13 protein-coding genes are annotated in these 15999 nt (G+C 36.6%); 8 read left to right on the forward strand and 5 right to left on the reverse strand.

The window, feature by feature from the left end:
* Genes KO509_RS16590 through KO509_RS16600 form a run of 3 tightly spaced genes read left to right on the forward strand, consistent with a single transcriptional unit; the run spans position 1 to position 3568 of the window.
* Positions 1-1038: an extracellular solute-binding protein gene (locus KO509_RS16590; protein WP_215974373.1), complete on the forward strand. Its 1038-nt coding sequence runs from the start codon at positions 1-3 to the stop codon at positions 1036-1038.
* On the forward strand, positions 1035-2555 hold the full coding sequence (locus tag KO509_RS16595) for an iron ABC transporter permease (protein ID WP_215974374.1): 1521 nt from the start codon (positions 1035-1037) through the stop codon (positions 2553-2555). The genes KO509_RS16590 and KO509_RS16595 overlap by 4 nt, the downstream gene beginning before the upstream one ends.
* A complete protein-coding gene (locus KO509_RS16600) occupies positions 2555-3568 on the forward strand; it encodes an ABC transporter ATP-binding protein (RefSeq protein ID WP_215974375.1) in 1014 nt (337 codons plus the stop codon). Before KO509_RS16595 ends, KO509_RS16600 begins: the two co-directional genes overlap by 1 nt.
* A 70-nt stretch (positions 3569-3638) precedes the next feature.
* On the opposite strand, the gene KO509_RS16605 is transcribed toward KO509_RS16600, so the two are convergent.
* Entirely contained in the window at positions 3639-4703 is a 1065-nt protein-coding gene (locus KO509_RS16605) for a GGDEF domain-containing protein (protein ID WP_215974376.1), read from the reverse strand.
* A gap of 150 nt (positions 4704-4853) precedes the next feature.
* On the reverse strand, positions 4854-6080 hold the full coding sequence (locus KO509_RS16610; RefSeq protein ID WP_215974377.1) for a DEAD/DEAH box helicase: 1227 nt from the start codon (positions 6078-6080) through the stop codon (positions 4854-4856).
* A gap of 302 nt (positions 6081-6382) precedes the next feature.
* Here KO509_RS16610 and KO509_RS16615 point away from each other — a divergent pair, with 302 nt between their 5' ends.
* From KO509_RS16615 to KO509_RS16625, 3 genes are all read left to right on the forward strand, one after another.
* On the forward strand, positions 6383-7471 hold the full coding sequence (locus tag KO509_RS16615) for a DUF4097 family beta strand repeat-containing protein (RefSeq protein WP_215974378.1): 1089 nt from the start codon (positions 6383-6385) through the stop codon (positions 7469-7471).
* A gap of 459 nt (positions 7472-7930) precedes the next feature.
* A complete protein-coding gene (locus KO509_RS16620) occupies positions 7931-8581 on the forward strand; it encodes a hypothetical protein (RefSeq protein WP_215974379.1) in 651 nt (216 codons plus the stop codon).
* Complete coding sequence (locus tag KO509_RS16625; protein ID WP_215974380.1) at positions 8574-9332, forward strand: DUF3307 domain-containing protein; 759 nt, start codon at positions 8574-8576, stop codon at positions 9330-9332. The genes KO509_RS16620 and KO509_RS16625 overlap by 8 nt, the downstream gene beginning before the upstream one ends.
* Positions 9333-9595: 263 nt before the next feature.
* Here KO509_RS16625 and KO509_RS16630 read toward each other — a convergent pair whose 3' ends face one another.
* The gene (locus KO509_RS16630; protein WP_215974381.1) at positions 9596-10075 is read right to left on the reverse strand and encodes a tRNA-uridine aminocarboxypropyltransferase; all 480 of its coding nucleotides are present in this window, start codon (positions 10073-10075) and stop codon (positions 9596-9598) included.
* 194 nt (positions 10076-10269) lie between these two features.
* Between KO509_RS16630 and KO509_RS16635 the strand changes: the two genes are divergently transcribed.
* A complete protein-coding gene (locus KO509_RS16635; protein ID WP_215974382.1) occupies positions 10270-10614 on the forward strand; it encodes a VF530 family protein in 345 nt (114 codons plus the stop codon).
* Positions 10615-10752: 138 nt separating this feature from the next.
* Here the strand turns inward: KO509_RS16635 and KO509_RS16640 are convergent, their stop codons facing one another.
* Together KO509_RS16640 and KO509_RS16645 are read right to left on the reverse strand one after the other, a co-directional pair.
* Positions 10753-12315 (reverse strand): esterase-like activity of phytase family protein, encoded by a 1563-nt coding sequence (locus KO509_RS16640; RefSeq protein WP_215974383.1) that lies wholly within the window; start codon positions 12313-12315, stop codon positions 10753-10755.
* Between the two features lie 213 nt (positions 12316-12528).
* Entirely contained in the window at positions 12529-14061 is a 1533-nt protein-coding gene (locus KO509_RS16645; RefSeq protein WP_303495267.1) for a PLP-dependent aminotransferase family protein, read from the reverse strand.
* A gap of 99 nt (positions 14062-14160) precedes the next feature.
* On the opposite strand from KO509_RS16645, the gene KO509_RS16650 reads away from it, so the two are divergent.
* Positions 14161-15372, forward strand: coding sequence for a GNAT family N-acetyltransferase (locus KO509_RS16650; protein ID WP_215974384.1), 1212 nt, complete (start codon positions 14161-14163; stop codon positions 15370-15372).
* The last annotated feature ends 627 nt before the right edge of the window (positions 15373-15999 follow it).

The following is a 15999-nucleotide window of genomic DNA, read 5'->3' on the forward strand; positions in this document are numbered from 1 at the left end:
ATGCAACGTAGAACCTTTATTAAAACACTTTCTTATTTAGGTGCAGCAAGCGCCTTTCCTTTTTTATCTGCTCGTGGTTTTGCTGCGATAAGTAGTGCTATTCCAGTCGCTGAATTACCGGAATTAAAAGGAGAGTTAACCCTATATCTCGGTAGAGGTGAAGGTGGTTTATATGAAGATGTTTTAGATGCAATAAAAAAGCGTAATCCTAACTTTAATTTACGCATCCGCCGCGGACCAACAGCCGCTTTAGCAAATATGATCATGGCAGAAGCTAAAGCCGGTGTTAGTCAGGCGGACCTCTTTTGGGCGGTTGATTCTGGTGCTATTGGGCAAGTAGTTGATGCTGGTCTTGCGCAAAAACTACCTGGTGATTTAACACAACAGTTACAACCTGAATTTCGTTTTAGTCATTGGGCACCTATTTCAGGACGCATTAGAACCCTACCCTATAATCCTGATCGTATTAGCGCAGCGCAAATTCCTGATAGTATTATGGCCTTACCCGATACTGACTTATCCATTGCTTGGGCGCCAGCTTATGCTTCATTTCAATCTTTTATTACCGCTATGCGTTTAATTGAAGGTGATAAAGCCACAACACACTGGCTAAAAGGAATGAAAAACAAAACTAAACAATATGCCGGTGAACTTGGTGTTGTTATGGCCGTTGAACGTGGTGAAGTTGATCTAGGCTTAGCGAACCATTATTACACCCTAAGATTAAAATCAGGTAAACCTGATGCTCGATTAGCATTAGCATTCACAAAGAATGATGCTGGTTGTTTAATCAATGCTTCCGGCGTACTAGCATTAAAAGAAGGTAAAACGGCGACTGATTTTATTCGCTATTTATTATCTAAAGAAGTGCAAACATATTTATCTACCGAAGCTTATGAACTACCTCTCGCGGGTCAGTTACCAACACCTGCTGGTATTCCAAATTTAGCTCAACTTTCTCCACCTAATGTTGACCTAACTAAGCTTGCTGATTTAAGACCAACAATAAACTTAATGCGTAAAGCTGGCATAATATGACCCGTTGGCCATTATCGTATACTATTTCTTTAGTTATTGCTTTATTAGCTTTTTTTCCCGTTATTATTCTATTTGCGTTGGCATCTGACAGCGTACAAATGTTTGATATTCGAAACCTAGAAATATTAAGCAATACCTTATTGTTAATGCTATTCACCGCTGTGGGCGCGGTACTCATAGGTGTACCATTAGCGTTACTCGTTACCTATGTAAAAATTCCATGGCGAAAGTTTTGGTTAATTCTGTTAGCAGCACCACTTGCCCTACCTAGCTATTTAGGCGCGTTTACTTTTTATGCCGCATTTGGCACTGGCGGCGAAATAGAAAATGTCACCGGAATCGCCACACCTGCACTTAATGGTTTATTGGGCTCTAGCGTTATCATGGCTTTATATACCTATCCATTCGTTTTATTGAGTACGCGCGCAGCGTTAAGTAGTTTAGACGCGAGTCAAGTTTATGCTGCAAGAACGTTAGGAATGCCACTACTATCAAGCATATGGCATGTAGTATTGCCTCGTATTCGTAATGGTATAGCAGCAGGTACATTACTCGCTGCCATGTACGCGTTGTCTGATTTTGGCACTCCAGCCATTATGGGATTAGATACCTTTACCCGTGAAATTTATGTTGAATACAACTCTTTTGGTTTAAGCCAAGCGGCTATGTTGTCTTTACAGTTATTAGTAGTCGTTGGGTTAATTTTATACTTAGAATCAAAAGTTAAAGGTAGTCAAGAGCCTCCAGGTCGACACTTAACTTTTTGGCCTAAACCTTGGCAAGCTAATTTATTATTATTAACAACTTTACCAATAGTGATGTTAGCAATTGTTCTGCCACTTGCAATTTTCTCTTTATGGTTATGGCGTGAAGGCACTGGTAACTTTGATTTTACTTATGCATTAAACTCCGCTTATGCATCCTTATTAGCCGCATTTTTTGCCGTAATATTGGCTTTACCTTTAGCTTATGCAGCGATTAAAGGTACAATGGGTCGTATTATGGAGCGGATAACCTTTATTGGTTTTGGTATCCCGGGCATAGTAATGGGTACAGCCTTAATCTATGCAGGTTTACAATTACCATTTTTATACCAAACACTCGCTTTATTGATATTAGCTTACGTATTAAGATTTTTACCGCTAGCCGTAGGTACAATACGCAGCTCTACCGAAAGCTTAGACGGCTCACTAGTAAACGCAGCACGCGTACTAGGGGCTAGTCCAAAAGAAGCCTATCAACGTATTACTTTGCCCTTAACAATGCGTGGCATAGTTGCCGGAGGTGCTTTAGTTTTTCTTGAAGTAATGCGTGAATTACCAGCCACCTTGCTACTTGGCCCTATTGAATTTGAAACCTTAGCGACTTATTTATGGCGTGTCTATGAAGCCGGTTATTTTGGTCGAGCTGCCATTCCAGGTTTAATATTAATTTTCATATCAGCGCTAGGTTTAGCGCTTATGTTTAGTACAGAACGCTGGAATAGTGTTGAATTAAATGAGGAAGAACAGCGTTAATGCTCACAATCAATAACTTATCAATCAAGTATGGTCATACGACCGTAATAGACAATTTAAATTTAGAATTAGCTAGCGATGAAATACTCATGCTAGTGGGCCCTACTGGCTGTGGTAAATCAACAATTTTAAAAGCACTTGCCGGTTTAATACCTATTGCGCAAGGTGAAGTATTCCATAAAAGTTGGACCGCCAATGTAAAACAACAGATTGCCCCTGAAAAACGTAATGTCGGTATGGTGTTCCAGGATTTCGCCCTATTTCCACATTTAACCGTTGAAAAAAACATTGGCTTTCGATTAACTGACACTACTCAAGCTGACCGATGGATAAAAACCCTAGGCTTAGAAGCTTTTCGTCATGTTAAACCAAGTAACTTATCAGGTGGTCAAAAACAACGCGTTGCATTAGCACGAACGCTAGCGCATCAACCTGCGTTTATTTTATTAGATGAGCCATTATCTAATTTAGATGCCGCGCTAAAAGACGACCTACGCTGGGAAATTCGTACCGCATTAAAAACCGCCGGTATTCCCGCTATTTGGGTAACTCATGATCAAGAAGAAGCCTTATCTGTTGGCGATCGTATTGGTGTATTGCGCGCAGGAAAATTAGAGCAAATTGACAAACCTGAGTTTTGTTATAGCCACCCTGTTAATCGCTTTGTTGCACGTTTTTTAGGAGAAGCAAATTTTCTTTCCGCTGAAATCGCGACAGGAAAAAACCTAATTGTGTCAGATATCGGTTTTGAACAAGTAGTAGAGCACGCACAACTGAGTGGCCATGTTGATTTATTATTACGACCAGAAGATCTTTTAGTACAAGAAGATGAGCAAGGTAATGGCAAAATAGTATCAATGCGTTATGAAGGAAGTAGTCGTTTATATCAAGTTGAAATAGGTGAAAAATTACTTAAGATAAGAACTCACCACGACGTAAGTTTGCAGCAAGGACAATCAGTGAGTGTAAAAATAACAACAACCAGACCTTTAACAGTATTTGAACAATTATAAATACGGTTAAAGCTTTTAATAAAACGTTATTTTTCCTATTTATCACTATATAAATTAAGACTTAGTTAGCTTAACTCGTGACTGTTTTTTCTGCTAACACAACACGATTACGCCCGTTGTTTTTTGCTTTATAAAGCGCTTGATCAGCTGATTTATATAAAGCATCAAACGACACTCTATTTTCAGATGTACATGTTAAACCAATGCTTGCTGTTATTTTAACGCATGAGTTATCAGGCAAGTTAATCGCTAACTCTTCAATCGTTTTCTTTATGCGATGAGCAATAACTTCCGCCTCTTCTAAAGAAGTGTTAGGCAATATTCCAATATACTCTTCCCCACCTAAACGAGCCACACAGTCAACATCTCTAAGCTCAGATTTAATAGCATTAGCGCACTCAATAATTAAAACATCTCCCACATCATGACCAAAGCTATCGTTTACTAATTTAAAGTTATCTAGATCAAGAATAAATACACAAAGATCTTGTTTATGCCTTTTATACAGTGCGATGTAAAGGTTAAAGGAAGACATTAACCCACGTCGGTTAAGCAAAGATGTTAGTGCATCCGTTTTAGCCTGCTTAGCCAATAGGTGTATCATTTTCGTTCTATTATCCGCATAGGCCCATGCGAGTATTGTGCCGCAAGTTAATGCTCCCGCAGCTGCTACAATACCATAAATATTAAAGCCCTTTTCAGGGTAATAAACAGAAAAATAAATAAGCGCAACAACAAACAACACATTAAGAAATATTGAAAGGATAAAAGCCTTTTTTTTCTCTAATAATAAGAAACAAATAAAGGGGAATAACGACAACCAAACAACGTATCCATTAGCAGAGGGGCTAGCAAAAGTGCCAACCATAACAACTAAAGCAACCGTCACAATTCCTAAAATAACGGGCCATAATTGGGCCGGCCTTTTTGTTTCTATACGGTGTATTATAAATAATACAATAGCGCCAATAGCTTCAACAGCACTATCCAAATACAAATCGAATAAAAAATAATCAATAAAAGAAAACAGCAGTAAGAATGAGCAACCAATAAAAGAGCCAATAAAAATAAAACGCCGATATCCTTCAACATCAGCTAAATCATCTGTATAAATGTTATGCAAATGTTCTTTCATTTATTTCCTAACTCAGCTCTGTATTTAAAAAACAATATAATGATTCTATTTATAGGGGATAATAACACTACGGCACACAATTATTGTAAAAAAAAGGAATATTTTGACCTTTAACTGATTAACTGTGCATTACTGTAGCTGAAACTTCATTTATTTTCTTCTCGATTTAGTTGGCTTCTTACTGTTTTTCTTAACCTGTTTTTTGATCGCCTTTTTAACAGGCTTAACCACTTTTGAAAATTCTTTATGAAAAGGCTGTTCGATAACAACCGGGATAACTTGCCCTATGCTATTTTCAATATTATTTAACTGTCTTACATCATTTTCTACAGCAAATGATATGGCCATACCATTTTTACCAGCACGAGCCGTTCGGCCAATGCGGTGTATATAGTTTCTTGGATCTTCAGGAAGATTATAGTTAATTACTAACGTAATATTATCAACATCAATACCACGAGCAGCAACATCAGTCGCTACTAACACTCTTAAATTAGCATCTTTAAAGTTCTGTAACGCTTCCTCTCTCACTGCTTGTGTTTTACCACTGTGCAAGCTAGCAGCCGTTATTGACGCTTTTTCTAGTGCTTTAACAATAATATCTGCACCATACTTTGTTTTACAAAAAATGAGTACTTTTTCATAGGCAGAATTTTCGAGAATATTAAATAACAAAGGTACTTTATTCGCTTTTTCAAGTTGATATACACTTTGATTAACCAAGTCAATGGTAACGGTTTCAGCCGCTATTTGAATTTTTGTTGGATTATTTAAGATAGCCTCAGCAAGTATTTCTATTTCCGCAGGCATGGTTGCTGAGAACAAAAGCGTTTGTCGGCTTTTCGGCAGTTTAGATATAATGGTTTGAACATCTTTAAAAAAGCCCATATCTAACATAGTATCGGCTTCATCTAGCACAAACACTTCTAACGCTTTAAAGTTTATATCGCCCGTTTCAATTAAATCTAATAACCTTCCAGGGGTTGCCACTAAAATATCAAGTCCAGCTGCGATAGCGTCAACTTGACCTTGTCTTCCTACACCACCATAAACAACCTTAGTTTTAAGTTCTAAACCCTCAGAATAATCATCAATATTTTCCATTATTTGCGAAGCAAGTTCTCGGGTAGGGGTTAAGATAAGCGAACGTGTGCTCTTAGCCTTAATATCTATTTTATTGCGTCCAAATTTATTGATAATAGGCAATGAAAAGGCCGCAGTTTTTCCTGTTCCTGTTTGCGCTATACCAAGCAGATCATCCCCATTAATAAGGGCTGGAATACATTCTTTTTGGATCGGTGTAGGCTGTTTATAACCTTTAAGATTAACACGGTCAATAATTGACTCTAAAAGTGAAAATGCTTGAAATTCTGACATGCTGGCTCGGTATACTTTAATTGATAGCCTACTATTCTAACAGAATGCTTTAACATGGTTAAGATGTATTAAAATAGGCTTGCTAACGCTCCCTTAACGTACGTGTAAGATTAATTTAGTTAAATAAACCACTATATAGTGGTAATCACCATTTAGTTTGTTAATATTTTATATTATAAAACATATTAAAAATACAACGCCTATTAAAATCCTTTTAAATCAAACACATAAAACATTGGCATAATTACTGTTATAAGAACCTTATCAATCAATAAACTATAATAAAAATACAGGATACTGACATGAACAGCATAACCAAAAATATAACTAAAAACATAAGCAAAACATTAATACTTTGCGCGATACTGGCTTCTTCCTCATTAGTGTTTGCAGCATCAAACCCCGTCATCAGTGAAGTTGAGTACGAACTAAACGATATTGAAAACCTCTCGTTAGACTTTGATCATACTAAAATTAGTATTACAGCAAACGAAAGTGACTTAATTTTACTTAGCATGGAACAAAAGCTAAAAAAAGGTAAGGCTGAGTATTGTTTACAAAAATTCACAAAAGACCATAGCAGTAGCACATTAAAACTATCGGCTGAAATTAAAGAATTGAGTGTTTGGGGAAGTAATTGTTCTGTTGAACGTAAGCTTGTTATTCAACTTGGCAAAGGAAGCATAAATAATCTACTTATCAAGCATTCACATGGTTCAATGACTCTTGATAACGCCAGTTACAGTGAACTTACATTAAATGCTAGTCATACTGAGGTAGATATCGCCAATTTACAAGCAAAGCAAGCTGAGTTGGAATTACACCATGGTCGTTTAGCTATTAAAACGATCAATGCAGATCAATTAATTCTTAATGGTAGCCATAGTACTTTAGATATTGATAAGGCCGTAGGCAATAAAATGGAAGCGCAGTGGCGTCATGGCAAGGCTGATATTGAAGAGAGTCAATTTGACCAAGTTGAGTTTGATAGTGCTCATTCAAAAATTGATTTTGTAAAACATAAAGGCCAAATGACGGACGTTGAAGCTGCGCATAGTAATATTCGCGTCAATACAACAGACTCAGAACGTATCGTATTAAGTAATAAGCATGGACCAATATACTATGAAGGTGATGCTAAATTTATAAAGGCAAAAAATGCGCATGGGCAAATCAGCTTAACACAAACATCGTCAGCAAGATTTGAAATTGAAGGACGAAACTCACATGGTAATATCGTTGTTAAAGTGCCTACTGAAAGCACCTATCAGTATTCTTTAGACTCAGACGATAAATCTTTCTTTACTAAAGCTACGCAAGCTGAGACCGAAAGTAAAAGCCAAATTAACTTAAAAGTTTCTCATGGAAAAGGCGTTGTTAAAGAAATTTAGCGGTTAGACTTAGTAACTAGTTTACTATCTAAGCACAAGTACAAGTACATCACTGTTATAAATAAGATCTGAGCCGTTTTAAACATAAAATGAATTATACAAAGCGTATAAATGCATTAATTCGGCTCAACCCTCGTTTAACTTTTATATCTTTTAAACTAACATGGCTTGAATTAAAGTAAAATCACACGAAATTCTGACGTATACTTTAATGAATAGCGAATGCTTCAACCTACTTAAAGTCTATTCAAGCAATTTTTTAAACAACCGCACGCAAACAATAGTCGCGAAAAGTAATTAAATAATAATTAAAAAATAATTCAGTAACCAAACGCTCAGCCTCCTTTGTTTTTTTAGCTATAAAAGGCTAAAACCAACAATTTAGCCATAAAAGGCTAAATTTGCATTATTAGCCAAAAAAGACTAAATTACACTCTATGTGTAGCAAGGAATTTTAATGTGAAATCTACTTATAAACCTATCTCAGTAATCAGTGGCGATATTATCAACTCAACGGAGCTAAGCTCTGAGCAATTCGAACGACTGCTTACACGGATCAAAGATATCCAAACATGGATCAACGAAGGTAATAAATCAAATGTACATAGTATTGAACGAGGTGACGAATTTAAAACCGTAGTACATGATATTGAAAACGCACTCAGATACACTATTATCTATCGCGTTGCTATTAAAGCGCTAGGTAAGAAATTTGATAGCCGTATTAGCTTTGCTATTGCTTCAAATGCTGATCTACGTGAGTCTGTTTCTGAATCGATGGGGGAGGCATTCGTTCTTTCTGGTCGAGGATTAAAGAACTTAAAAAATGATAGACTGTATTTTGACTCTGATCACTTAGAGCTCTCAGAAAACTTTAATTTACTCTTTAAATATTTAGATAGACAACTAACTGAATTAACTGCACGCCAATGTGAAGTTATGCTACCAATGCTCAGAACAAATGACGCTTTATCAGTAAATGAACTATCAAGTAGGCTTAATATTGCTGCTGCGACAGCCAGTAAATCACTTAAAGCATCAGGTTGGTCACTAATCAGCGAGTTAAATTACCGATTCATAAACCGAGTTATAGGTCTCAAACATGTTTGATTTTTTTGATACGCTAATCCCTTTTTTACTTGTACATATCATTGGTGATTTTTATCTACAACCCAAAAAATGGGTAGATGCAAAAAAACAAAAAAAACATCGCGCACCTGAGTTATATTTGCACTCATTATTACACGGTGTCGTGCTATTAATTCCTGCCATGGCATTAGGCCTTAGTTGGCAATCAACAAGTTTCTTGGTCGTTATTGTAGCCATAAGTCATTTTTTTATAGACCTATGGAAAGTATCTACACCTAACGGTCATAAGTTTTCCTACTTTGTTATTGATCAGACTTTACATATATTTGTACTAGCAGGTATTTCATTTCACATGACGGACGATTTAACTATTGGATCTATGATACAACATGAAAAGTTTTCTGATGCTATCATGATCATATTTGCTTATTTGATCATCCTAAAACCAACGTCCATTGTGATTGGTAGCATATTGAAAAAGTATCCGATTTCAGCAACCAATAATGAGGCAAGTGTTAATGGCCTTATCGCCGGCGGTAAGTTGATAGGTTATTTAGAACGAGTACTAATACTCACCTTTACACTTGTTGGGAGTTATGCGGCAATAGGGTTTGTATTGGCTGCTAAATCAATATTTAGATTCGGTGAATTGAATAAATCTGACGATCGAAGTATGACTGAGTATGTGCTAATAGGATCGTTAGTGTCGGTAGTAATCACAACACTGTTAGGAACCGTAATATCGCTTGGTTTAGATGTAAAAATAAAATGAATAATACAAAGTGTATAAATAAAAGTACTCTTTTGCGCACGATCATGTAAATAAATAGTGTCGCCTCACGATGGACCCCAAGGAAAACGATGCTTTGTTTACGTTATAAGCCAACATGTTCGCTTAATTCACATCAATGCTCAGCGATATCTAAGCCCCAGATAAAAGCTCATATCACTAATGCATAAAAACAGATAAACGCCTCCTCGCATGCTTTCATGCCTGTTAAATATTTAGTAGTTAAGTTTTTGTTGATTAAACTTTTAGTGATTAAATTGCTCAAACTTTACAGCTAATTCTGATGCTATTTTATCTTGCCCTTTCATTTTTAATACTTCGATTATACATTCTATCGTGCATAACCCACCTTTAGGTTGATTAGCCCTAAGTTTGTATAAAGAATCATTTGTCGTTTTCAACGTAAATTTCGGCGCATCTTTTAAATAAGGGCTGTGATTGAAAATTTTATGTGACTCCTGCCACGTACCATCAATAATGATAATATTTTCATATTCTTCAATGCTTGCCTGTAATTCTGTCGAAGGTTCTTCTGATGAAGACTCTCCTTTAGAATACAATAACAACGCCTGATTGTTTTCTATTAGTTTAGTCAGGCCTTTATTAGGATTTACTCTTTCCCAGAGTATACGTTCAACAATATCATTAGAATTACCTATCGCAAGAGAGCCAGTATTAGTTCCTCTATGTAACTCACGCTCATGTGTCAGTAAAAATATTTTCATTTATTTATATATTTATGCAATATTCCGCTTTAAATTCTTAAGCGTACTTTACACCACTACCCTCTCCAATAAAAACAAGCACTCTTCCGTAACGTTATTCACTTACTATTAACTGAATTAAACGCATAAGTCTGTCAATATTTAGGAAACTTGTTACAATGCTGTTTTTATTTTAGCTAAACTTTAGGCAAACAATGGATAACAGTAATGACCCACTTCATGGCGTAAAACTTGAACAAATCTTAACCGAACTAGAAAAAAAAATTGGTTGGGAGCAAATGGGTGAGTTACTTAACATTCGTTGTTTTATGAATAAACCACGTCTTAAATCAAGTTTAAAATTTCTGCGTACAACCCCGTGGGCGCGCAGTCGAGTGGAAATTTTATACCTAAAAACATTTTGTAGTAAGCATAAAGAAACCGGAAAAATAATCAGAGCGATACTCGCGCAAGATAATAAAGTGGCACAAACGACGTCTAAAAATCCTGATACCAGCAAGAACACTCCTTTTGTTTGGCCAACAGCGAAAAAGAAATAGATTTATGCCTCATGCCCTTATTAAAAGCAGAGGTAAATTTGCTGTCAAATATTTTTAAGTAGTTTCTAAAATAAAAAAGGCATTAACAATAAAAAACTACCTTATCGTTAATACCTTTTTTACACTATGTAATAAGACTTAAAGCGCCAAATCTAAACCTTCAATGATATATAAGCGATTGCCGTCAATGTCTGTTTGCCCAGCATCAAGGTATTTCTGTTCAAGTACACCACCAGATGCCCAAGTAGCAAAATCATCATCGTTTATTACACCAATAGTACTATCGTTGATTAACCACATACCTTCTAACTTGTCGTGTGGATAGCCAGTTTCTGCTACAAGATCAACTAACAATGTTTTGCTGATAGTGTGAATGCCAGCACTTTCAATTGTTGACCATCCATCAGCTTCTAACGCAACTTCTTCTAGGGTTTTTCCGTCAATTAACAGGCCTAATGCATCATCTTGTGTAATATTTGTACTTACTGAAACTGATTCAATGTCAGTTGCATTACTGATGTCGATTCTATAAAGATGCTTCATTGCTGAAATATCTTTATTGTAAAAACTACCATCACGCTCAATCACAACAAAATCAGTGTTACTTAATGCAACAATACCTGATTGTGAGTTTTGATTTTTTTCTTGTTTGTATAAATATTGACTTACAGCACCGTCTGTTAAGTTAACCGTTACAATACGTACAATGTCGTTATCTTTTACTGCACTACTTGGGTTGTAAATAGTAGATTGCATTATACCAACCAATGTTGTTTCATCAGGCGTAATAGTTAAACCTTCCATGCCGCGGTTCGCACGTCGATTAGCAAATTCAGCAGGTAAAGTGAATATATTACGTGTATCGTCAGCAAAAGCATTAATACGACCAATTTCAACACCTTCAGCATTAAAGTGAACCATATGGGGACCATACTCATCACTTACCCAAAAGGTTCCGTCAGACAGTGCCACTAAACCTTCGCCATCTAAGCCATAGTCATCTAGTTTAATTGGATTAGTTGTTTCATTAAACGCTAAGCTCATGTCAACTACAATAACATTACCATCGGCGTCATACGGTGTTTCACCAGTGCCACCTAATGCAGCTGTATTAGGTAATCCTGATATTTCTGTACCGTCAGGACGTTTTAATAATATGTCCTTAATTTTTTTAACATCGCCATTTTCTTGTAACTCAAATAACCCTATACGCGGTATATAATCGGGAGTAGGAAATTTTTTACCGGTACCTTGCTCGCCTGTAAATGCCGCATTTGGTCCGCGATCTGTTAATGCATAGAATTGTGTAGGCTCTGTTGGATGAGCTACCATATCTGAGCCAAAGCCCCCGTTTCTAATTTCCATAAAACTTCCAGACTTTGCACCATTATCAATATCAGAGCGCATAACTGAATAAGGTAATGGAGATCCTGATGACGTGATTGGGTTTGCGTCACAGTTTGTGCTAGTTGTTGTTATCTCAGAGTCAGCTAAAACATTATCGCTATTACTATCTAAACCAGAGGTTACCTTTAGACCACCAAAAAAACATTCGCCATTACCTAGATTTAAGGCTTCATGGTTAATTAAACTATTTAACCCAGAAGAACCTTGAACACCATCTTTACCTTGTGAGCCATCATCACATGCCGTTAAATATAGGGTAGCCATTAAAGCAAATGCTAGTTTTGTATGTTTCATATTTTGCCTGTTATTTAGTTAAATAAATCATTAGTCGAAATTTTAGACAAATATTAAAGATCTAGCATTACAGAAATATTACGCTTTTATAGCAGGATTGTGAATTTACGGCAGATTAATAAAAAGGGGAAAATAGGGTCAGAGCCGTTAAAAAATAGTAACAATATGAATGAGAACTGCTAGTAAATGTCACCAACCCCTTTTATACTTTTTTTATTGTTCTTTTATTAGAGTAAAAATACATTTTAGCCCTAATTCAATATTTTCAATGTGCATACCCGCAAATCCAAGTCGAATGAAGCGGTCTTGGCTTTGCGTTTTATCCACTAAAAACTGCGTTTCTTGTTGAATAAAAATACCATTGTCTAATGCCTTTTTTGCCAATTGCTCTGCACTTTGGGATATCTCTACCCACATTGCCATTCCACCGTCTGGGACGGTAAATGATGTTACCTTTCCTAATGTTTGATAATGCATTAGCTGCTGAACCATAAAATCACGCCGTTGATTATAAACCTTAGTTGCCTTTCTTAAATAACGTTCAAAGTCTCCAGCTTTCATCCATCGTGCAATCGCATCCTGCATTGGTACGTTAACCTTATGATTTATGATGGTTTTGTAATTAACCACTGCATCACTTAATGTTTTATCTAACGCCATAAATCCAATGCGCGCGCCAGGAAACATCACTTTAGAAAAGGTAGACAAATAGATAACCAATCCATTGGGATCATCACTCGCCATAGGCGCTAACGGCTGGCATTTATAATGATATTCGTGGTCATAATCATCTTCAATAATCGCAATATTATATGCACTCGCAATACGATAAATCGCATGGCGCCGGCTCACTGGCAAAGTGACTGTTGTGGGATACTGATGCAGCGGCGTTAAATAAATCAGCTTAATAGGTTTGTTTCTTTTTATTTGCAGCTTAATTGCCTCTTCAAGCGCACTTGGGATCATACCTTTGTTATCTTGCTTTATAGAAACAACGTTGGCACCTGCACTTTTAAACGCTTTCCACGCAGGTTCATAGCCCATAGCTTCTGTCGCTACACTGGTTTCAGAACAAAGTAATATCTGCGATAAAATATAAAGCGCTTCTTGAGAACCATTGGTGATCACAATTTCACGATTAATCAGCGATCTTGCACGACGAAGATACTCTGTTATTTGCTCAATTAACGGCAAGTAACCTGCGGTATTACCATAATTTAGTTCGTTAATGTTAGGCCGACTAAATACCTCGCTGGTGTAACTTTTAAACTCATTAAAAGGAAATAAAGCAATATCAGGCATGCCACCGGCAAAATTAAAACGATAATTGGGTTTTACTTGAACAGCGCTAGGCTCAACACTTTTTGTAAACTGCCAATTGAAAGATGAAGACTTACTATCTTGAAAAACGCCGATGCCAGCAACACTTTTTACCTGTTGCGAACTATTTACGGGCAAATCCTCTGCAACAAAATAACCTTTGCGTTCTTGGCTAACAATCCATCCTTGTGCTATTAGCTCATTAAACGCCGCCATAACAGTGTGGCGATTGGTATTTAATTGTAAAGCAAGTTGTCTGGCTGATGGCAATTGTTCTAATGGTTTTGCTTTGCCACTTTTTATCGCATCACGCAATGCTTGGCTAATACTTAAGTATTTTGCCGTTCTCTTTCCACTTTTGCCCCCCTCTTTTCCCATATTTTCTAGAGAGAGGATTGAGAGTGCTGATAAATTAAGTGCTTTCACTGGTCTAGTTACAAGTTTATTTCTGGTTGTTTATAACATACCAGTTTAAGTAACAATACACACAATATTTATGACTTCAATACGATAAGGTGATTAACAATGAAACAGCCTATGCCTATTACACTCTCGAATGATGTGGTGACATTAATACCAATGACCGAAGAACACGCCCATGCTTTTTATCAAGCGGGTAAAGATAAAGCAGTCTGGCGCTGGACGCCCCCCTACCAATGCGAAACACTAGAAACCGCTCAACAATGGATTAAAGAATCGTTGACCCAAGTGTCTAAAGGCGAACAAGTCATGTTTGGCATTATTGATAATGCCACTGGCACCTTTGTTGGCAGTACACGTTATTGCAGTATTGATGTTGCAAATAGCGCACTAGAAATCGGCTTCACGTTTATTAAACCTGAATTTCAACGTAGTCACATCAATAGTCATTGTAAATTGCTGTTATTAACTCACGCGTTTGAAGGTTTAGGCACGGTGCGCGTACAATTAAGAACCCATGAAAACAACCAAAAATCACGCAATGCTATTAGCCGCTTGGGGGCTACATTTGAAGGAATATTAAGAAGTCATCGTTTATTGTCAACCGGCGAATACCGTAATACCGCTTTATTCAGCTTGTTAAAAAATGAATGGTCACACGTTAAATTAAACCTACAACAAAAAATAACAAACCACACGCACAACGTTGTTTCAACAGGAGCAGCCCTACAAAAAACTAAAACAAGCGCAGCGTTAAATGAACACATTACATCAATAATAAAAGAATACCCCTTGGCACAAGTGATGATTGCAAGTAATGATAATTTACACGACCAAATAATTTACTTACCCGTATGTTTAAACCAAAACAAAAATGTAATAAACGGTCATTTATCTATCAACAACAAAATAGCTTGGTTATTAGAAAATAACGCCAAAGTCACCTTAGTATTTCAAGGCGATGACGCTTATATTTCCCCTTTAACGCATGAGAAAATTAAAGTGCCAACGTGGAATTATCGCCGCATTCATATCACAGGTCACTTTCGCTTTTTATTACCAGAGCAGAACAAGCAACAAATGACATTACAAATAGATAATTTGGAAGCTGGACAATGGACTATGGAGGCTCAACCCGAACAAATGATCAATGGCATGTTAGCCAATATTCGCTGTTTTGAAATATCGATTGAACGCGTTGATACAATATTTAAACTCGGCCAACAAAAGCCTTTAGCGGTTAAACAAGCAATTGCAACGCAGTTAATGAAACAACATAAAACGTCACTAGCAAAAGCACATTTACTAGATGAGTAATCAGAAAAGGTGACCTAAACTTAATGCCGTTCACTTAAGGTGAATGGCATTACGGCTCTACCCCTTTTATTTCTCTCGCCTATAATAAAGAAGTAGCACAAACCACTTCCATCAAACCCACGTCTTTGTTTGGCTAATAACGAAAAAGAAATAGACTTATGTGTCAAATTTTAGACATTAGGCACGAATTGTAGTGAATGGAATCAGAGCCTTTAAAATATAGTGACAATAGCTAGCAAGTGTCATCGACCCCTTTTATTCTTATTAGCCAAAAAAGGCTAAATTGAAGTTATTAGCCAAAAATGGCTAAATCAATATTTAGATTTGGTGAATTGAACAAGTCAGACGATCGAAGTATGACTGAATATGTGCTAATAGGATCTTTAGTGTAGGTAGTAATCACAACACTATTAGGGACCATAATTTCGCTGGGTTTGGATGTAAAAATAAAATCAGGCTATTAACATTACTCCTGTATTTTATGGCTACCAACTAAACCAGCAATATTACCCGACCCCGAAATAGCAAGTGTCACCGACTCCTTTTATTTTACATAAGTAGATGGGGCAGAGCCTTTTAAAATATATAAATGAATCATGAATGTATTAATTTGGTTCTGACCTTTCT

The sequence above is a fragment of the Colwellia sp. C2M11 genome (genome assembly GCF_018860915.1).
GTDB lineage: Bacteria > Pseudomonadota > Gammaproteobacteria > Enterobacterales > Alteromonadaceae > Colwellia.